Source organism: Ensifer sp. SSB1, from assembly GCF_016652895.1.
Classification (GTDB): Bacteria; Pseudomonadota; Alphaproteobacteria; order Rhizobiales; family Rhizobiaceae; genus Ensifer.
Map to the genome: position 1 here is coordinate 1 of NZ_JAEPRP010000033.1, position 20,390 is coordinate 20,390.

16 protein-coding genes are annotated in these 20,390 nt (G+C 60.5%); 12 read left to right on the forward strand and 4 right to left on the reverse strand.

The window, feature by feature from the left end; all coding sequences use genetic code 11:
• Nucleotides 1–2,501, forward strand: a 2,501-nt coding sequence (locus I8N66_RS10870; RefSeq protein WP_291153431.1) for a molybdopterin-dependent oxidoreductase, incomplete at its 5' end; no start/stop codon positions are given.
• Between the two features lie 49 nt (nt 2,502–2,550).
• On the opposite strand, the gene I8N66_RS10875 is transcribed toward I8N66_RS10870, so the two are convergent.
• From I8N66_RS10875 to nuoH, 3 genes are all read right to left on the reverse strand, one after another.
• Complete coding sequence (locus tag I8N66_RS10875) at nt 2,551–2,991, reverse strand: CBS domain-containing protein (protein ID WP_113540270.1); 441 nt, start codon at nt 2,989–2,991, stop codon at nt 2,551–2,553.
• A 45-nt stretch (nt 2,992–3,036) separates the two neighbouring features.
• A complete protein-coding gene (locus I8N66_RS10880; RefSeq protein ID WP_291153439.1) occupies nt 3,037–3,603 on the reverse strand; it encodes an NADH-quinone oxidoreductase subunit I in 567 nt (188 codons plus the stop codon).
• A gap of 104 nt (nt 3,604–3,707) precedes the next feature.
• Entirely contained in the window at nt 3,708–4,703 is a 996-nt protein-coding gene (gene nuoH, locus I8N66_RS10885; RefSeq protein WP_291153442.1) for an NADH-quinone oxidoreductase subunit NuoH, read from the reverse strand.
• Between the two features lie 435 nt (nt 4,704–5,138).
• Between nuoH and I8N66_RS10890 the strand changes: the two genes are divergently transcribed.
• The 7 genes from I8N66_RS10890 to I8N66_RS10920 all read left to right on the forward strand — a co-directional run bounded on the left by I8N66_RS10890 (nt 5,139) and on the right by I8N66_RS10920 (nt 13,582).
• Nucleotides 5,139–6,398 (forward strand): ABC transporter substrate-binding protein, encoded by a 1,260-nt coding sequence (locus tag I8N66_RS10890; RefSeq protein WP_291153446.1) that lies wholly within the window; start codon nt 5,139–5,141, stop codon nt 6,396–6,398.
• Nucleotides 6,399–6,604: 206 nt separating this feature from the next.
• Nucleotides 6,605–7,528, forward strand: a complete 924-nt coding sequence (locus tag I8N66_RS10895; protein ID WP_113540266.1) for a sugar ABC transporter permease — start codon at nt 6,605–6,607, stop codon at nt 7,526–7,528.
• Nucleotides 7,529–7,533: 5 nt separating this feature from the next.
• Nucleotides 7,534–8,400, forward strand: coding sequence for a carbohydrate ABC transporter permease (locus I8N66_RS10900; protein ID WP_291153451.1), 867 nt, complete (start codon nt 7,534–7,536; stop codon nt 8,398–8,400).
• Nucleotides 8,401–8,404: 4 nt separating this feature from the next.
• A complete protein-coding gene (gene ugpC, locus I8N66_RS10905) occupies nt 8,405–9,466 on the forward strand; it encodes a sn-glycerol-3-phosphate ABC transporter ATP-binding protein UgpC (protein WP_291153454.1) in 1,062 nt (353 codons plus the stop codon).
• A 10-nt stretch (nt 9,467–9,476) separates the two neighbouring features.
• Entirely contained in the window at nt 9,477–10,229 is a 753-nt protein-coding gene (locus I8N66_RS10910) for an SUMF1/EgtB/PvdO family nonheme iron enzyme (RefSeq protein WP_291153517.1), read from the forward strand.
• Nucleotides 10,229–11,215, forward strand: a complete 987-nt coding sequence (locus I8N66_RS10915) for a ScyD/ScyE family protein (protein ID WP_365887128.1) — start codon at nt 10,229–10,231, stop codon at nt 11,213–11,215. Before I8N66_RS10910 ends, I8N66_RS10915 begins: the two co-directional genes overlap by 1 nt.
• A gap of 444 nt (nt 11,216–11,659) precedes the next feature.
• Complete coding sequence (locus I8N66_RS10920) at nt 11,660–13,582, forward strand: HAMP domain-containing methyl-accepting chemotaxis protein (protein WP_291153457.1); 1,923 nt, start codon at nt 11,660–11,662, stop codon at nt 13,580–13,582.
• 199 nt (nt 13,583–13,781) lie between these two features.
• Here I8N66_RS10920 and I8N66_RS10925 read toward each other — a convergent pair whose 3' ends face one another.
• On the reverse strand, nt 13,782–14,264 hold the full coding sequence (locus tag I8N66_RS10925) for a hypothetical protein (RefSeq protein ID WP_291153460.1): 483 nt from the start codon (nt 14,262–14,264) through the stop codon (nt 13,782–13,784).
• A gap of 390 nt (nt 14,265–14,654) precedes the next feature.
• On the opposite strand from I8N66_RS10925, the gene I8N66_RS10930 reads away from it, so the two are divergent.
• The 4 genes from I8N66_RS10930 to I8N66_RS10945 all read left to right on the forward strand — a co-directional run bounded on the left by I8N66_RS10930 (nt 14,655) and on the right by I8N66_RS10945 (nt 20,325).
• Nucleotides 14,655–16,028, forward strand: a complete 1,374-nt coding sequence (locus I8N66_RS10930) for a lyase family protein (RefSeq protein ID WP_291153463.1) — start codon at nt 14,655–14,657, stop codon at nt 16,026–16,028.
• A 40-nt stretch (nt 16,029–16,068) separates the two neighbouring features.
• Nucleotides 16,069–17,565 carry an aldehyde dehydrogenase family protein gene (locus tag I8N66_RS10935; protein WP_291153466.1) on the forward strand — a complete coding sequence of 499 codons (1,497 nt, stop codon included), beginning with the start codon at nt 16,069–16,071 and terminating at the stop codon, nt 17,563–17,565.
• A 59-nt stretch (nt 17,566–17,624) separates the two neighbouring features.
• Entirely contained in the window at nt 17,625–18,662 is a 1,038-nt protein-coding gene (locus tag I8N66_RS10940) for an aldo/keto reductase (RefSeq protein ID WP_291153469.1), read from the forward strand.
• A gap of 61 nt (nt 18,663–18,723) precedes the next feature.
• Nucleotides 18,724–20,325, forward strand: coding sequence for an ABC transporter substrate-binding protein (locus tag I8N66_RS10945; RefSeq protein WP_291153472.1), 1,602 nt, complete (start codon nt 18,724–18,726; stop codon nt 20,323–20,325).
• Nucleotides 20,326–20,390: the final 65 nt, after the last annotated feature.

The window sequence follows — 20,390 nt, forward strand, 5'->3', positions numbered from 1 at the left end:
CCCGCCGATTGGGCATCGATATTCCAACCTTCTGCTACCTGAAGCGCTTGCCGCCGCTTGCCTCTTGCCGCATGTGTCTCGTGGAGATCGAGGGGCTGCGCCGTTTGCAGCCGTCCTGCGCGACGGCTGTCACCGACGGCATGGTGGTGCGTACGGACACACCGTTGATCGACGAAACGCGGTCTTCCATGCTCGACATGCTGCTCGCCAATCATCCTCTCGATTGCCCGATCTGCGATAAGGGCGGCGAGTGCGAGCTTCAGGACATGGTAATGGCCTACGGTCCCGACAGAAGCCGGTTTCGCGATCCCAAACGCGTGTTCCATTCGCGTGACATTCGCCTGAGCCCAGTCGTCATCATGAACGTCAACCGCTGTATCCAGTGTCAGCGCTGTGTGCGGATGTGCGAGGAGGTCGTCGGCGCCGTTGCGCTCGGAACGGTCGAAAAAGGCATGGATACGGCTGTGACCGGGTTTGAGGGGAGCCTTGCCAGTTGCGACCAATGCGGCAACTGCATCGAGGTCTGCCCGGTCGGTGCGTTGATGAGCTTTCCCTATCGATACAAGGCACGGCCCTGGGATCTTGCCGAAACCGACACTGTCTGCCCGCATTGCGGTACGGGTTGTCAGGTGACTGTTGGGGCACGCAAAGGGGAGTTTATGCGGGTCCGCTCCAAGGAGGAGCACGGCGTCAACCGAGAAACCCTCTGTGCGCGCGGCCGCTTCGGTCTCGACTTCATCGAAGGGCATGATCGGGTCAAACGGCCGATGATCCGCCGCGATGGCGTCCTTGTTTCAGTCTCCTGGGACGAGGCAGGAAGTCATCTGCGCCGGCGGCTGGAGGACGTCCACGGCAAGGCGGTCGGTGGAGTTATATCGGCACGCTTGCCCAACGAAGTGCTCTACCAGTTCCAGAAGCTGTTGCGGACCGTCTTCCTCACCAACAACATTGACTGCTCGTCGCGCTGGTCCACGCGTTTCGATGCGCTTGCCCCCATCTTGGCGCGCTATACCCGCGGCCCTCTGAGTGAGGTGCTTGGGAAAGAATGTGTGCTCGTTGTCGGCGGCAACCCGACGGAGGAAAACCCGGTCACGGAATATCTGCTGCGTGATGCCGCGAGACGACGCAAGACCGGGCTTATCATGCTTACAGCCCGGCCGTCCCGTCTCGACGACGATGCGGAAGCGGTGGTTCGCGTGCCGCCCGGCGCAGAAGCGATGAAACTTCAGGCAGTTGTTGCCGGCCTAGCGGCGGCGGCGGGGGAGAGCCTCGATAGCGAGACACACGCGGCGCTGGGACCGACAATCGCCAGCGTGGTGGCCGACGAAGACGTCGATCGCCTGGTTGCCGCGCTCAACAATCGAAAGACCGTTACGGTCCTTCTCAGTGTCGACCTGCTGCGATTGCCCGAAGTGCGCGCGACATTCCAGCAACTGAGCAACCTCCTGCAGCTACTTGAGATCCTTGGCAAGGATCCGGCATTGCAGGTCCTTTTTGACCGCGCCAACCAAATGGGGAGCTGGGATATGGGTGTTCTGGCGGGAGCATTGCCTGGGATGCGGGTCATCAGTGACGGTGCTGTGCGTAACGCCTTTAGCCGAGACTGGGATGCAGAAATCCCAGATGAGCCCGGTGCTGACCTCGACGGCATGCTTGACCTTTGCGTCGCTGGAAAAATGGGCGCGCTTTACCTCATCGGAAGCGATCCCCTGATCGCATATCCGGACCGGGAGTTCGTGGGCCAAGCCCTTCGCGCTTGCGATCTCCTGATCGTGCAGGACAGTTTCCTGACAGAGACGGCCGCACTGGCCGAGGTCGTTTTGCCCGCGGCGGGATACGGCGAGGAGCCGGGCACCTTCACCAACAATGAGGGGCGCGTCCAGAAGGTCCGCAAGTTCCGCGAACCCGTCTTCGAGGCACGAAATAATCTGGAGATCTTCGATTTCGTCGCAGCACTGCGTGGCCGCAAATTGCAGCATTCGACGCAGAGCGAGATTTTCAAAGAGATTGCGCGGACCGTTCCATCCTATCAGGGGCTGAGCGAAGACGAAATTGGCGCCGACGGCGCCTTCACCACGACAAGCGCGATATCGCCTGGCAGCGCATTTTCCGCGTTGCCGCCTTCTTGCACAACTGCCGACGGCCTCATGCTCGTCACAGGCAACTGCCTGTTCCACAACGGCTACCTTTCGGAGCGCTCGGAGATCCTGAATACGGTCGCCAACGACCCTTATGTCGCGATGAACACGCTGGATGCTCAAGAATTGGGGCTTTCGGCCGGTGACCAGGTGACCGTTTGCTCAACCCGGGGCGCGCTGGTAGCGGCGCTGAAGGTCGAGAGGCAGTTTCCAAGACGCCTCGTATTTGTCCCTGAAAACTATCGGTCGCTACGCCTCAACAGCCTGATGCGGCGCGGTGAGTACCCGTGCCCGGTTGAGGTCAAACGCGTAGCGACGGCAGAGCAAACCGCGGTCACGAACCGGGTCTGGCGTGGACCGTGATCGCTAACCTTTGGCTCTGCGTAGCCACGGCCGACAGGCTTTAAACCGTTCAATGATAACCGGCCCCGGCGATGTAGTCGTGCAGGTGCAGTTCTGTGCGCTGTGCTTCCTCAAGCCGGTGCTTGACCACGTCGCCGATGCTGACAACGCCGACAAGCGCCTCCTCCTCGATGACGAGCACATGGCGTGTGCGCCGCTGGGTCATGATACCCATGACCACCGGCAACCCATCGAGGGCCGAACAGACTGCAACATTGCGGTTCATGATTTCAGCGACCGGCATCAGCGCCGCCTCGGGGCCGTACTCTGCAAGAGCATTGCAACAATCCCGCTCCGATAGCGTGCCCAGATATCGTCCAGGCGCGTGGCTGACGACCACGAAGCCGATATTGTTGTCCCGAAATAGCCTGAGGACTTCCACCATCGACTGGTCCGGAGCAACAGCAATGACGCCGGCACCCTTGTCCTTTACGATTTCGCCGACAAACATCTGACCCTCCTGCCTACGCGCGGCGGCCTGACAGATGGCGCGCGTTCACGTCCGCCGGATATTCCGCCACCAGCTATAACCATTCGACTCCTTGGTCTCGACCAACACGTCCGCTTTGGTGTTCAGACGCGCGGCGACGACGCCACCGCCGGTCAATGCCTTTCCCGGTTTGCCAAGGAGGTCGTCGCGCCCGATCACCAGGTCACGTGAGGAGAAACTTGAGAACTCGTACTGCTGACCGAGTGCGATCGCGTCTGCCGGGCAGGCGTCTTCGCATAGGCCACAGAACAGGCATCGGGCCGTGTCGATCTCGAATTTGGCGGGGTGGCGGTTGCCCTTCTCGTCCTCATAGGGGACGACCTCGATGCAATCGCAGGGGCAAATCCGCGCGCAGAGTTCGCAGGCGACGCATTTGATCTCGCCTTCGTCGTCACGTTTGAGGAAGTGGTGCCCGCGATAGCGCGCGTAGGGCAGCCATTTCTCCTTGTCCGGATACTGCATGGTCACGGGTCTTGAGAGCATGTAGCCAAAGGTCAACCTCAAGGCGCTTGCCAGATCGGAAAATAACGCCCAGCCGATCCATGTTCCAACTCTGTCGAGCACGCGTGCCATCACCGCGCCGTTCTACGACGCCCCTCTGCCCGCTTGGGCCTCGGGCGGCCGTAGCCCTTTTGATTGCTGCGTGTGTCCTGATCAGGAAAGACGCAGTGGAGCCTCTATGACCCCTGAGAAAAAGCAATTCCGGTAATAAGTATGTTCGCCAAGGACAGAGGAAGCAAGACTTTCCATCCGATCGCCATCAGTTGATCATAGCGGTAGCGAGGCAATGTGAAGCGAAGCCACATGAACAGGTAGACGAAGATCGCCACCTTAAGCAGGAACCACAGAAGCGGTGGCAACGGCAGGAGTATTCCGTTCCAGCCGCCGAAGAACAGGATCACCGAAAGCACGGATACGAGCAGCATGATGACGTACTCGCTGACCATGAAGAACGCGAAGCGGATGCCGCTATATTCGGTATGGAACCCGGCGCCGAGATCGCCTTCCGCTTCAGCCAGGTCGAAGGGAATGCGCTGCGCTTCGGCCAAGCCGGCAACGAAGAACACGAAGAACCCGATCGGCTGATAAACGATGTTCCAGACATCGCTTTGGGCGCGCACGATATCTACGAGGCTCATCGATTGCGCCAGCATGACGACGCCGATGACCGCAAACCCCATGGGAATTTCGTAGCTGATCATCTGTGCGCAGGTTCTAAGACTGCCGAGCACCGCGTATTTGCTGTTGGCGGCCCAGCCGCCGAAGATGACACCGTAGACCTCGAGGCCGATCACCGCGAAAACAAAGAGCAGGGCCACGTTCAAGTTGGAAACGTAAAGCGTGATCTCGGCATTCAGCACCGAGACCTTCTCACCGAACGGGATCGCGACAAAGACGACAAAGGGTGGTGCAAGTGCGAGGATCGGCGCCAACCTAAAGAGGAAGCGGTCGGCATCTAAGGGAATGTGGTCCTCTTTCGTCAAGAGTTTGATTCCGTCGGCCAAGGGCTGCAAAAGACCGTGCCAACCGACGCGCATGGGACCCATTCGCTGTTGCATATGCCCGGCAACCTTGCGCTCCAGCCAGGTTAGCGGCAAAGGCAGAAGAAGCAGCATTGCAATCAGCAATGCGATCTTGATGGCGATCAGGCCAAGGGCGAAAAAAAGTTCCATGATCCGCGGCCACCTGGTCAAAAGGCCGATACGCGACTGGAGTTTGCCCAACCTACCCCTGAGAACTTCGGGTACGTCTAGCTTGTTCTACTTTCTCACGAAACGACGGCTTTCGACAAGCGGCGAGAATGGCGAGGCTGAGCGTGACTAGAGACGAACCGGTCTGCCAATACCCACGTGCTCGCTCGCGCCGCTCATCCTCAACCACCGCGCGGGAGACGCAATTTCAAATAACAGCATTCCCTAATGCAACCACTCTGATTACGGCTTCCGATGTGGTAAACTTGACGCGGGAGCAACAGCCGGCTCTAGGAGACGTCGGCCTCCTCGTTCAGTCGTTCGTATATGTCGAGGCAACGTCTCCGTCAGGCCGGACAAAGGTCGGGCCTATTTCGACGTGTGCCTCGACCAGGAACTCGGAATGGGAGGTGTGCAATGGTTCGAAAACTGTTTCTCGCCCTGGCTGTCGCGGCGTCCGCGCTTGCGATCAATGGAGCCGCGTGGGCCGACATCACTATCCTCGTACCGTCGGGCAGTGAAGGGGACGGCTTGAGGGCTGCGGCCGAAGACTATGCCAAACTGAAGGGGGCCAAGGTCGAAGCCGTGCAGGCGCCCTATGCCAATGTCTTCGAGCAGGGCGCCAATGCTGGCGCGACCAAGTCAGGCGTCTTCGACATCATCCTGATGGACGATCCGTGGATTCCGTTCTTCGCCGAGAATGGGCATCTGGAGGATCTGATGCCGTTCTTCAAGAAGGCTGGCTTGGAAGGGCCAGACAGCGACTTCCTGTCGAAGTCTCTGGCAATCTGCCGCAACCCATATAACACAGGGCCTTATGTCTGCCTGCCCTATGTGGGAAACGCGCAGATGTTCTTCTATGACGCTGCCAAGTACAAGAAGGCGGGGGTCGGAGCCCCGAAGACCTGGGATGACGTTTTGAAGGCGAGCGCGGCGCTGACCAAGGACGGCGGAGGGCGCTATTTCGGCTACGTCTTCCGCGGCGGTCAGGGCAACCCGGTCGTTGCCGACTTCATGCCGATCTTCTGGTCCTATGGTGCGGATCTTTTCAATGCCGACCGGTCGAAAGTGACGATTGATACGCCGGAAGGCGCCGCCGCAATGAAGACCTTCATGGCCTTGCGTGACGTCTCGCCAAAGGGTGTCGAGAGCTACAATGCCAACGAAGTGGGTACGGCACTCGCCGCCGGTACGGCAGCGTCCTCGATCAACTGGCCAAACTGGGTCGCAACTTTCGAAGATCCCAGCCAATCGAAGATGGTCGGCAAGATTTCCTACGGCCCCATTCCGGCCGGAACCAAACCCGGCAGCTCGGAAATCGGTCACTGGACCATGGGCATCATGTCGGCGTCCAAGAACAAGCAGGAAGCCTTCGACTTCATGCTGTGGGCGACTTCCAAGGAACAGATCAAGATTTCCGCCGAGCGCGGCAATCCGCCGGTCAGGGCCTCGGTCTTCACCGATCCAGAGCTGACCAAGCAGGAGAAGTTCCGACACTATCCGGTGCTGATGGAGGCGATCCAGGCATCGACGCCGCGTCCGCGTCATCCGAAGTGGCCGGAGATCGAGAATGCCTTTGGCATCGAACTCTCAAAAGCAGTCGCCGGCACTGTCACGCCAGAGGAAGCCCTGAAGAACTCGCAGGCAGCGGTGGAGCAAATCACCGGCCTTAAGTAATCGGTGCTGCATGTTCGATTTGATGGCCGACTGAAGGAGAAGACATGCGGCCATTCAAAGTATGAAAGCGACCTTTGCGCGGTTGATAGGACGCGTAGCGCTGGAGGCCGGGCGCATGGGGTTTCGCCCGTCGTGGCCCGGCCGCACGATTGGTCGAACGCGTTGCAAAAGCCGGGAGCACGCTTTTTGGGAGGAGATCCTCGGCAATGTCGAAGTCCGCAAATGGTGCAGGGACCGCTGAGCTTCGGCCGGGTGGCCGCTTGGAACAATGGGCGGAACGCCATCTGCGCTACCTGATGCTGGCGCCGACCGTCCTGATCCTCTTGGCGCTGACAATCTTCCCCAGTTTCTACATGTTCTATGCGGCCGTTCACCGGATCAGCCCGAACCCCGACCTGCCCTGGGAATTCGTCGGCCCGGGCAATTTCGCCCGGCTGCTCACCGATCCGCAGTTTCATGTCGCGCTGCGCAACACTGTTGTCTTCACCGTCGTCGCCGTGACAGCGGAGTTCCTGCTTGGTCTCGGCCTGGCGCTCTTGCTCGACCGGTTCATTCGCCGACTGACCTTCCTGAAAACAGTACTCATGATTCCGATGATGCTGCCGCCGATCGCCGTCGCGATCACCTGGAAGCTCATCTACGAGCCCCAGTTCGGCGTGCTGAACGAGATCATGTACCGCCTTGGCCTGCCACTGCAGGCCTGGGCAGGTGATGTGAACCTTGCGATGTTTTCGATCATCGTTGCCGATGTCTGGCAGTGGACGCCCTTCATCTTCCTCTTGATGCTTGCGGGATTGGCGAGCCTCCCGGTGGAGCCTTACGAAGCGGCCGCGATCGACGGCGCCTCATCCTGGCGACAATTCTGGGACCTGACGCTACCTTTCCTGAAACCTGTGATCGCTATTGCGCTGCTGCTCAGGGTCATGGATGCGCTTCGTCTGTTTGATCTCGTCTTTATCCTGACAGGAGGAGGTCCGGCGGATCGTACAAAGGTGTTGAGCCTTTACATATACCAGGTGGCTTATCGCTTCGCCGATCCCGGCTACGCTGCGGCGATCTCGCTGTTCGTCCTTTTCGTGACGATTGTTCTGAGCACCTGGTTCATGAAACGCATGCGGTTGGCGGAGTGACGTTAATGGCGACGGGGACCCACCGCGCGCGCAGCCGCATCAGGGAATGGCTCATCCGACTGGCGGCCTATCTGGCGATCCTCGCTGCCGTGATACTCACGCTCTTTCCGATCTACTGGATCGCCGCGAACTCGCTCAAGTTCGACATCGACATCTTCGCCGTGCCGCCGCAATGGGTACCGCAGAACCCGACGCTGAAGCATTATGACGAAGCTTTCATCCAGCGCCCGTTCCTGCGTTACGCCTTGAACAGCTTTCTCGTCGCCGTCGGCACGACCATCGTTTCCGTGGCTTTCGGCACAATGGCGGGATATGCGCTGGCGCGCTTCAGCTACCCGTGGCAATGGCGCAAGCAGATTTCCTTCTGGATCCTGTCGACCCGGATGATGCCGCCGATCGTCAGCATCATCCCGCTCTACCTGTTCTTCAACTATTTCGACATGCTGAATACGAAGACGGCGCTGATCATCGCCTACACAGCCTTCAACCTCCCCTTCGCGACCTGGATGATGAAGAGCTATTTCCAGGACCTGCCGCTAGAGCTGGAAGAAGCCGCGATCGTCGATGGCGACACGCGCTGGGGTGCCTTCCTGCACGTGGCGCTGCCGCTCGCGCGGCCGGGGCTTGCAGCGACCGCCATCTTCTGTCTGATCATCTCCTGGAACGAATTCCTGCTTTCCCTGATCATCACCCTCACCGAGCAATCTCAGACGCTGCCGATCGGCATTGCGGGTCGCGTCACGCAATACAACACCTATTGGGGCGAGATCAGCGCTGCAGGCTTCATGGCCTGTGTGCCGATCGTCATTTTTGCGTTCATCGTCCAGAAGCATCTCGTCCGGGGCCTGTCCCTGGGAGCGGTCAAGGGGTGAGGCCATGGCGTCCGTCACGTTCAGCAATGTCTCCAAGAAGTTCGGCGATTTCATCGCCGTAGCCGGCTTCAACCTGGAGATCCGGGACAAGGAGTTTCTCGTGCTGCTTGGTCCGTCCGGCTGCGGCAAGACCACGACGATGCGCATGGTCGCCGGTCTCGAGGAGGCGACATCGGGCGATATCTACATTGACGCAGAGCGGATCAACGGCGTCTTGCCCAAGTATCGCGACGTAGCGATGGTCTTCCAGTCCTATGCGCTCTACCCGCACCTGACTGTCGAGGAGAACATCGGCTACCCGCTCAGGATCCGCAAGGTGCCGCTGGAGGAGCGCAAGAAGCGCATTACCGAAGTCGCTCGTCGAGTCGGGCTCGAGACCATGCTTTCCCGCTTGCCAAAAGAGCTCTCCGGCGGCCAGCGCCAGCGCGTCGCGCTCGCCCGGGCGATCGTGCGTACCCCGCGCGTCTTTCTGATGGACGAGCCGCTCTCCAATCTCGATGCCAAGCTGCGCACCCAGATGCGCTCGGAGTTGAAGCATCTCCAGCACGAGCTGCAGGTCACCACGATTTACGTGACGCACGACCAGATTGAGGCGATGACTTTGGCCCACCGGGTGGCGGTCATGAATTACGGCGTGATCGAGCAGCTCGGGACGCCAAAAGAGATCTACAGCGATCCCCGCACGCTTTTCGTTGCCGGCTTCATCGGCTCTCCGCCGATGAACCTCATTCCGGGGGAGATGCGCGACGGCGTGTTTGCGAGCGCCGGCCTCAGGGTCGGCGGGCTCGGCGGCGGGACCGTTGGTCGCGCGGTGCTCGGAGTGCGGCCCGAGGACGTTCACGCGACCGGCGCGGACGATCCCGATCTCAATCTGGTCGCGCCGATCTATTCTGTCGAACTTACCGGCGAGAACACGCTCGTCAGCCTGAGGATCGGCGCTCAATTGCTGACCTTGCGCGCCGATAAGAACTTTGCCGGCCAGATCGACCAGCCGATCGGTATCAAGGTCCAGGCTGACCGGGTGTTTCTCTTCGATGGCGAGTCTCAGCGTCGTGTCGACTTTTAATTTTTGCGCGGTGGTCACCGTAGTCGCGTTTACGTTTGCGATCGAGGCAACCGCTGCCGGTCACGGTCCGATCACCGGAAATCCGCTCGTCGAAATTCCTGCCGGACCCTTCGTTTTCGGTCGTGACGATGGCCCGGACAACGAACGTCCGCAACGGTTGTTGCAGGGGAGGGCATTTGCCATCAACCGCACCGAAGTCACCAACCGGCAGTACCGGGATTTCGTCGACGCGACCGGTCATCGCTCAGCCTTTTATGCCGGTCATCCGCTTCTCGGTTTGGACGATCATCCTGTTGTCGGCGTCAGCTGGGGTGATGCTGATGCCTTCTGCCTCCACTACGGCCTCACTCTTCCCTCGGAGCAGCAATATGAGCGGGCGGCACGCGGAAGCGAAGGACAGGCGTTCCCCTGGGGTAAGGCGCCACCGGACGCGCGGCACGTCAATGCAGGTGCCGCAACCTGTTGTTCCGGCGATGCCGCCGACGGCTATGCGATGACCGCGCCGGCCATGTCGTTTGCCGGTGGTGCGAGCGCCGAGGGAGTGCTCAATCTGCTCGGCAATGTTTGGGAATGGACTTCCGATCTCTATGCACCCTATAGCGCCGAAGGCGCAGCGACGGGTGCCAAATCCTACCGCGTATTGCGTGGCGGATCCTGGAACAGTGATCGGATCCATCTTACCACAACCTATCGTTTGGCCTATGATCCGGACTTCCGCTTCTCTGCCAATGGCGGCTTCCGATGTGCGCGCTCCGGCAAATGATGATCGCCACGGTTTTGCTGCTGCTGGCAATTGGCGCGACGGCCCAGCCGTCGGTCGCGCCGGGCTATCGGCTCGAAGCGGTGCGCGTGAAAGGTGCCGTTTTCGGCGGCCTTTCGCGTGACGGCGATGCTCTTCTGGTGACCGACCTTGCCGGTGGTTTGCTTTACAAACGCCTGGCCGGCGGCGAACTCGTCGCGTTGGGGCCAGCCTTTCCCCATGGGCTCGATGTGATCGGCGACCCGACGGGCCCCTATCGCGTGCGTCGCGTCGGCGATGATCTCATTGTCGCTCAAGGGTGGACGCCGGCCAATGCGGATGAGGGACCCTATGACCACGCCCTAGTCGCGATCGATCGCACCGGAAAACGCCGCGTCGTCAGCGCCGACTTCTGGAACCCGTTCGACTTCGTTGTGGCCGACGGTGCGTATTATGTCGTCGATTCTGCTCGCAACAGCGTCGAGCGTATCGGGGCAGATGGCCGTAAGCAGACGCTCATGAGCTTCCGCCGCTTGCGGCAACAGGCCACCGCGATGGAGACGCTCTCGCCGACCGAGTTCAAGGGGGAAGACAGCCAAGAGGTCGACGCTGTACCGACGGGTATCGCGCTTCGCGAAGGGCGCCTCTATGTCACGCTGTTCGGCGGCTTTCCTTTCCTGACGGGTGCTGGAAAGGTCGTCTCCATTCCACAGAATCTCGGCCGTGCGGAGCCACGATCTGATGTCGAGAACCTAAATGCACCGGTTGCAGTTGCGTTCGAGGGCGATGGTCGGATGCTCGTCCTCGAGCATGGCCTCTACGACCAGAAGGAAGGATTCCGCGAACACAGCGGCCGGCTACTGCGGTTCGACCGAAAGACGGGTGGCCGGGAAATAATTGTCGATGGGCTCACGCGGCCGGTTTCGGTCCTCGTATGGGACGCGCGCGAAATTGTCATCTCCGAACTCGGAGGCAGGCTTCTCTTTCTGACAAGCCCGCAGGGCCGTTGAATTTGCGTCGAGCGATGGCCATTGCTGCAACCTTGGCGCGCCGCGGAACGACAAGACCGTTGAGGGCTATGCTGGTCCTCGGCAAACGCCGGCCCCTGGTCAGATTCTCCTCAAACACAAGAGGTTGCTTGAGATTGTTGATCTGAGCCGGACGTTGGGTTGCGCCCGTTCGCCAATCCGATTTTGTGAGTACGTTCTCAGGTTCGATTGATCTCGCGCAAAGATGCAACGCCGGATTTGCGTAGGGGTGTCAGCGCGTCTTTCAGTGTTGCGGCGAGCTATGTCCGCGGCGGAAGCGCCGCTCAACATCATGTTGACGTTCTGGCCGCATGACCTGCCGCGGCTGCACTTCCTACATCAGTGCTGCGACAGTCGGTGACAATTCATCGAACTCTCGAGCGCGGATCGAAGTCGGCTTTGTATCTAGTTTCGGCTGTGTTCGTCATGAAAATGCTCACCATCAAAACCTCCTTGGTTGCGTTGATCGCCGCCATCATCGTTGTCGTCGCTGCGTCTTCGTCTATTTCGCTGAGAAACATGCGATCGATCACCATGTCTGCGGAAAAGGTCGGCAACTTCTGGATTGAGCGGTTGCTCGCCTCGCGAGAGGTGAAGGGTGATTTCGCGGACGTTCGTCTTTCGCTGGCGCGCTTTTCCATGATTGCAAACGAGAGCGAATTCCAGACTGAAATGCAGTCGTTTGCCGCGGCCAAGGCGAAACTCGAAGCTTCGATCACCAAGTACGAAGCCGGTGTCTTCTCACCGATCGGACGAGCGCTCATCACGGACATCCGATCGCTAACGACCAGCTATCTTGACCAGGCAGCTCGCTATGTCGACCGGATCAGGAACCACGATATGGATGCGGCCCGCGTCGTCTTCACCTCAGACATGAGGCCGTTCGCCGACCAGGCAAACCAGAAAATCTCGGAACTTGTCGCCTTCATCATGACGCAGACCGAGGCAGAGGTCGTAACCGCCGACAAGGCGGCGGAAGTGGCCTTCTCTCTTTCACTTGCCGCCGCTGCTGCAGCGGTATTGCTTAGCTTTGCGGGCATCTACGTCGTCGTTGTGCGCGTGGCCAATCCAATCCAGCGCATCACCGGGGCCATGCGCGCGCTGGCCAACGGCGACATCGACAGCAAGGTTCCGTTTACAGGCCGCACGGACGAAATAGGTTCGATGGCAGGGGCGGTGCAGGTGTTTCGCGAGAACGCTGTGGAACGGGCGCGGCTGGAAGAGGAAGCGGAGGCCAATCGCAACATCGGCGAGACTGAGCGCGTTCAGCGCGAAGCCCAGAAGGCGCAGGAGGCGGCCGAGGTGGAGTTTGCCGTCGGCAACCTCGCCGAGGGCCTCTCGCGACTTTCGAACGGCGACGTAACCCATCGCATAGGTGCTCCATTCTCACGGGCGCTCGATACCGTTCGCAGCGATTTCAACAGTTCGGCGCAGAAGCTGCAATCGGCACTGGCACGTGTTGCGGACAATGCCAGTGCCATCGACGCCGGCGCAAACGAGATCAGAACGGCGACCGATGACCTGGCCAAACGCAGCGAACAGCAAGCTGCCACCGTCGAGGAAACAGCGGCGGCAATCGAGGAAATCACGACAGTTGTGAAGGATTCCGCCAAACGCGCTCATGAAGCGGGCCAGTTGGTTGCTGGCGCCCGCAGTCATGCGGAACAGTCCGGTGTCGTGGTGCGCCGTGCCGTGGAGGCGATGGAGCAGATCGAGAAATCGTCCAATGAGATTACCAATATCATCGGTGTCATCGACGACATTGCGTTCCAGACGAACCTTCTCGCTCTGAATGCCGGCGTAGAGGCGGCCCGCGCCGGGGAAGCCGGAAAGGGGTTTGCGGTCGTCGCGCAAGAGGTTCGCGAACTGGCGCAGCGCTCAGGAAAGGCAGCAAAGGAGATCGCAACACTGATAGCGGTCTCGAAGGCCCAGGTCCAAGAGGGTGTACAGCTTGTCGGCGATACTGGTCGCGCCCTGGAGGCGATCGTGTTTGAGGTGCAGGCAGTGAACCATCACGTCAGCGGCATAGTCGAGGCGGCACAGGAACAAGCCTTGGGCCTGCAGCAGATCAATACTGCCGTCAACCAAATGGATCAGGACACGCAGAAGAATGCGGCGATGGTCGAGGAAACCACAGCTGCGATCCACAGCCTTTCGCGGGAAGTGTCTTCGCTGAACGAACTCATCGCACTTTTCAAAGTCACCGAGGTGGCGCCAAAGGCACCCAACACAGCATACCCGACAGTCGTGTCTCCGCGGCACTCGCCCGCACGTGAGCTCCGACGCCGGCTGATTGGCGCGTCCGGCAGCAATGCAACGTTGAGACGAGAGGACTGGGAAGAGTTCTAGGCACGCGAGGGTCAGATCCCAATGATCGCTGCTGCAGCTGAGCAATGGACCCGAAACTTGCCCGGATATGACTTCTGCGCCGACGAGCTGAGGACCCATATCCAAGGTTGTGAAGAGGGAAGTTGCCTGGGGGCGTTCAATCGAGGAGGCGCGCATGGCGCGAAGCCTCGTTCGAGGCTTGTCCATGCAGCATGGCACATCACAAGCCGATCCATAAGCCGGCAGTCAGAAAGGCGAGTGTGCCCGCCGCGACTTTAATGCCGCGGCTGTGGAGAACGCGCGTCATACGAGATGGGTGTCCTGGACGGCCGGTAATGTAGCGTTCCGTGACGTCAGCGTCGGCATGCATGATGTCTTCGTCATCCCAGCCGAAAGCTTCACAGGCTGTTGTCGGCCAAACGGAGCTTTGATTGAGCTCATCGATCGCCCTCAGACTACGTTCCTGCATCGCCTTTAAGGTGGCTTCCTTGGGCTGAGGCGTCTCGGTTATCTTGATTGCGACAAGGTCCGAAACCCTGACGATTTTCTTGCCGATGTTCACGCTCCCTCCGGTGCGATAGGGGACGACGAAGCGTTTGATGAACTGCCTTTCGTTCAGGTCGGAAAACACCAGCACAGCCTTATCCGCAGCCTGCGAGGTGCAAACGACGACGTGGAAGTATGATTGCTGCGGTTTGCCCATCACGCGCCTGCAAGTCCTCGATTTCCGCCGAGAAGTATCGCCAGTGACCGTCAGTTGAAGCATCCGGTCCACCGTATCAGACGAATATGAAGGTGATGCGTACGTCCCCGGTTCGGGCTCGCAGGTCTCTGTCGCAAAATGTTCCAACTGCCAGTCGCAAGAGCCAGGCGCACAAGCCGCCGGAATCGGTTGCTGGCACAGATGCTCATGACGCCCGGTTCCGCCAGGGCGTTGCAGGCAAGCCGGATGCGAACGCTGGAACGGCTGCGCGCTTGCGCCGCCCCTCTGCGAAGGGGCATGAGTTTTAGGAATGACCCCTGCGCGATAGTCGTTTGTCAGGCAGGGCCGAATACCCGATCTATGCGTCCCATTGGAGAGGAGAACGCATTTATGATCGCAGGCCACGGCCCGACCCGTCAGGAAGTTGACAGCATTGGCGCGCATGCCGTGCCAGCGGCGGCCGTATACGGCATCCAGACGCAGCGGGCAGTCGAGCTTTATCCGCTCGAGGGTGCCGCGCGGTTTGCCGACTATCCTTTGCTCCTCGCCGCCATGCTGCATGTTAAGAAGGCGGCCGCGCGGACCAATATCGAGACCGGCGCGATCGAGGCGGCCATGGGCCAGGCGATCATCAAGGCGATCGACGACCTCCTGGCGCGCATCCCTCCCGAGGCATTCCCGGTCCATGCCTTCCATGGCGGTGGCGGGATCTCGTTCAACATGAACATCAACGAGGTCCTGGCCAACCTGGCCAATGCCAGAGATTTCGGCGTCGCTTTTGGCACCTATGCGCCCATCCACCCGAACGACCATGTGAACGCCAATCACTCCACGGCAGACTGTTTTTCGACCGGCTGTCATATCGCCGCACTTGCTGCCTTCGATGGTCTTTCGCAGGAAATTGAAGGACTTGCTGCCGACCTCGACAGACTGGGTGCCGAATGGACGCCGCTGCGCAAGCTCGCCCGCACGTGCCTCCAGGATGCCGTGGACATCGGCTTTGAAGACTATCTCGGCGGTGTCGCGTCCTGCCTGCGTTATAATCTGGTGCGGGCGGCACAAGACGCCGAGGGCCTGCGCCAGATCAGTATCGGCGGCAACATCATCGGCCGTTCTACCGATTGCGATCCCGGTTTCTTCGCGCGGATCGTTCCCACGCTCAACGAGCAGCTTGAAGCAGCCGGACTGCCGGCCGCGCTCACCCGAACCGGCAACCTTTTTTCGGCCTCGCAGGCGCACGACCCTCTGCTGGCTCTTGCCGGATCGCTCGAACAGACTGCACGCACGCTGATCCGTTTGGCCAAGGATTTGCGCCTGATGGCCTCGGGACCGCATGGCGGTCTCGCTGAGATCCGCCTGCCTGCGGTGCAGCCGGGATCCTCGGCCATACCAGGCAAGGTCAACCCGACGATCCCGGAATTCATGGTGCAATGCGGCATGATGGCCTGTGGTCGCGCGGCCGCGGTGGCCATGACCGCAGATCATGGGGAGATGGACTACAATCCATGGGAAGCGGTGGTTGTCACCGGCCTCCTCGACATGATCGCGATCCTCACTTCAGGGGTTTTTACCCTCAGGCGCAATTGCGTGCAGGGCATGCGGCCTGATGCGAAGCGCAACACCGACAATGCCACCAGTCTCTTGCCCTCGCTGATCCGGCTGAAACAGCTGAAGGGCTACAGCTATGCCTCCGCCATCGCAAAGGAGGCCGCCGGCGACGTCGACTTCGTACGTCGCAAGGTGACTGAGGCCGAAGCCGGCTGACCTTTCCCTCCCAATCACTTCTAAGCAAGGCATGAAAGACATGTTGCAGGAAACCGAACTTGCCTGGGCTCAGCGTTGGCTCACAGCTGAGAAAAAGCAGTATATCGATGGCCAGTGGGTCCGGGGCGCCGGCGCCGAATGGTCTGTGATCAACCCGGCGACCGGCAAGGCGCTTTGCGCAATACCACTTGCCGATGCGGACCAGGTCGAGACCGCTGCGGTTGCCGCTAACCGCTGCCATCGCAGCGAGGTCTGGAGCCGAAAGACGTCGCGCAAGACCCGGGCTGACCTGTTGAACGCCATCGCCCGGCTGATCCGCGAAAATGTCGAAAAGCTGTCGCTGCTCGAAAGCCTTGCCAACGGCAAGACCTACGCCGAGGCGCTGGTCGACGACATCCCGACCTGCGCCGACATTTTCGAATATTATGCCGGCTGGACGGACAAGTATTACGGCGAGGTCTCGCCTGTCGAGGACGGGTTCCTGAACTTCACCTCGAAGGACCCGGTTGGCGTCTGCGGGCTGATCGCGCCCTGGAACTTCCCGCTCTACCAGGCCAGCCTGAAGATCGCTCCGGCGCTTGCCATGGGCAATACGGTGGTGATGAAGCCGTCGGAGTTCACACCGCTTGCCACGCTCTATCTCGTAGAGTTGATCGATCGCCATCTCGACCTGCCGAAGGGCCTCCTGAACCTTGTCCTCACCGATGGCGAGGCAGCAAACCAGCTCACCCTCAGCCGCAACGTGCACAAGGTCTCCTTCACCGGCTCGACCGTGGTCGGACGCAAGATCGTGCAGAATTCGGGCGTCTCGAACCTCAAGGCCGTGACGCTGGAACTGGGCGGCAAGTCGCCCTGCATCTTCTTCGACGATACGCCGAACCTCGACGGGGCGATCGACCGGGCCTTCACCGTGATGTTCTCGCACAAGGGTGAGAAATGCTCGGAACCGACACGCTTTCTCATCCAGAAGGGCATCTATGACTATGTGCTGGAGCGCCTGATCGACAAGGCCGAGGCGGTGCGTTGCGGCGATCCGCTTGCGTCTGGAACCCAGCAGGGTCCGCAGTGCAACGAGGCGCAGTTCCGCCGCATCATGAACTATATCGAGATCGGCAAGACCGAAGCAGAGCTTGTAGCGGGCGGACGCGATGACCGGGCGGGAGAGAACGCCGACGGCCTCTTTATCCGTCCCACCATTTTTTCAAACGTGCCGCAGACCGCACGTATCGTGCAGGAGGAGATTTTCGGCCCCGTCCTTTCCTGCACGCCCTTTTCGACGGCGGAGGAGGCGGTGACCCTCGCCAACGACACGGTCTATGGCCTCGCCGCGGGGGTCTATACCGGCAACGTGACCCTGGCCCACCGCATGGCCGAGCGGCTGGATGCCGGCATGGTCTTCGTCAACCGCTACGGTTGCTACGGGCTTTCCAGTCCCTTTGGCGGCTTCAAGGAAAGCGGCTGGGGCAAGGAAATGGCCGTGCATTCGCTTTCCTCCTACACCCGGACCAAGGGGACCTGGGTCTATTTCGGCGATTGAAACACTCGCCTTCCTCCCCGTCGCACATCCTCCCAACGCTCCATCCGAAAGTCTGAAGAATGCAATACATCCGTCTCGGTCAATCCGGCCTCAAAGTCTCTCGACTGTGCCTCGGCACGATGAACATGGGCTCCAAGAACTGGAAGCCCTGGATCTTCGACGAGAGCGAAAGTGAGCCGATTATTGCCCATGCGCTCGACAACGGCGTGAACTTCATCGATCTCGCCGACTTCTATTCGGCCGGCGCGGGCGAGGAGGTGGTGTGCAACGTGTTGCGCCGGGTGGCACGCCGGGAAGAACTGATCATCACCACCAAGCTCGGCTACGCCATCGGCAAGGGCGTCAACAGTGGCGGTCATTCGCGAAAGCGTGTCTTCGACGCCATGGACGGCTCGCTCACGCGCATGAAAAGCGACTACGTCGACATCTACATGCTGCATTACTTCGACACGGAGACCCCGGTCGAAGAGACGATGGAGGCAATGAACGATCTCGTTCGGGCCGGCAAGGCGCGCTACATCGGCGTCTCGACCATGTTCACCTGGCAGTTCGCCAAGATCCTGAAGGTCTGCGAAAAGAACGGCTGGGCCCGCCCAATCAACATGCAGCTTCAGCTCAACTGCGCCTATCGCGAGGAAGAGCGCGAGATGATCCCGTTCTGTGCGGATCAAGGCGTCGGCGTTTCGGTCTTCAGCCCGCTTGCCCGCGGGATCCTGACCAACGACATGAACTCGATCCGCAACCAGACCGATTTCTTCACCGCCGAAATGTACAACGACCGCGCCTCGCGCGACATCGCTCTTTCGGTCGCCCGGGTGGCCGAGGCGCGCGGCGTCAGTCCGGCGCAGATTGCCCAGGCCTGGGTTCTCGGGAAGCCGGAAATCTCATCCATGCTGGTCGGCGCCGATACCAAAGCGCAGTTCGACAGCGCCGTGGCGGCGCTCTCGACCGCGCTCGATGCCGACGAGGTGTTCGAGATCGAGCGCAACTACACGCCCTGCGACCTGATCAACGACTACACCGCGGGCAAGCGTCTGCCGCGCGAGCCGCGCCCGGCCGCCGGACGTTTCGCGGCACCCATGGCAGCAGTTGCCTGAGGAGGAGGGCGGACCGGATGGCGGTCCGCCCGCAAGGCAAGTTTTAGAGGGAGAAGAGGAAATGACGGATTACAAGACACTCAGCGGCGCGCCGCTTCATCCGGAGGCCGAGGCGCTCATGACGCGTCTTTCTGCCGGAGCAATTGACCGCCGCGGCTTCCTGCGTGCCATGGCCTGGCTTGGCGTTGCCGTCGGCAGCGCCAGCACCTTCGGCGGCAAGGTCTTTGCCCAGGAGACGCCCAAGGACGGGGGCACGCTGCGCTTTGCCTGCCAGATCCAGGAAATCACCGATCCGATGATGACGAACTGGATCGAGGCTTCGAACCTGTTTCGCAACAGTCTGGAATTCCTGACCTACGTCGACGAGAACAACATCACCCATCCCTATCTGGCGAAGAGCTGGACACCATCGGCGGACCTGACCGTCTGGGATTTCGAGCTTGACGAACGCGCCAAGTGGTCGAACGGTGACCCATTCCTGCCCGAGGACGTGATCTTCAACATCGAGCGCTGGATTGCACCGGATTCACAAAGCTCGAACAAGACTGCCTTCGGCGCAATCTCGCGCGTTGAAAAAACCAGCGACCACGGCGTGCGCATCACGCTGTCGCGGCCGATGGCATCGCTGCCCGAGCAGCTTTACTCCTACACCTGCCCGATCGTTCACCGCAGCTTCAAAGGCAACTGGCCGGCCGACCCCGTCGGAACTGGACCGTTTGCGCTGGTCAGCCACGAGGTCGGACGGCAGGCCGTCTTCCATAAGCGGCCCGATTACTGGGGCACGCCCGCCCATCTGGACGAGATTCAGTATATCGACCTTGGGCCCGATGTGACGACGCACCTGGCGGCACTCTCCGGCGGGCAAGTGGACGTCATCTACCGTGCCACGATTGCCGAGTACGACCTGATGAAGTCGCTGCCGAACATAAAGATCCTCTCGGTGAAGGGCGCCAACACCATCGTGCTGCGCATGCAGGTGGATCAAAAGCCGTTCGATGATATCCGCGTTCGCCAGGCGGTCGTTTTGGCCGCCAACAACCAGCAAATGCTTGATGTGGCCTATCGTGGGCAGGGCGATCTCGGCGCCAATTATCATGTCTCTCCCACGCAGGCCGACTATTTCTCGCTTCCGGCGACCCCGCGCGACGTCGAAAGGGCAAAGGCCCTTTTGGCTGAAGCTGGCCATCCGGACGGGCTGGATATCGAGCTGACCCTTGGCAATACCCAGGGCAAGTGGGAACAGGACACCGCACAGGTGCTGCAGCAGAACCTTGCCGAGGCAGGCATCCGGCTGAAGCTCAACGTATTGCCCGCCTCGCAGTACTGGCCGATCTGGAACAAGGTGCCCTTCGGCCTGACCTTCTGGGCGCACCGTCCGCTCGGCACGATGACACTGGACCTTGCCTATCGCTCTGGCGGCTCATGGAACGAAAGTCACTTCGCCAGCGCGGAATTCGACGCGGCACTGGACAAAGCCATGGCCGTTGTCGACCCGGAGGCGCGAAAGGCCGCCATGCAGGATGTCCAGCGCGTCCTTCAGGACAACGCCGTCATGGTTCAGCCTTTCTGGCCGGAGCGTCTGACCGCTGCCGCCGAGCGGGTGCGCGGCTTTGTGCTGCATCCGTCGGACTATTTCCGCATGGACAGCGTCTGGGTCGCGTAAGCGCAACGGCCGGGCGCAAGCCGCGCCCGGCCATCCAATCGCGCGCCGCGAATGAGGCGCGGCCT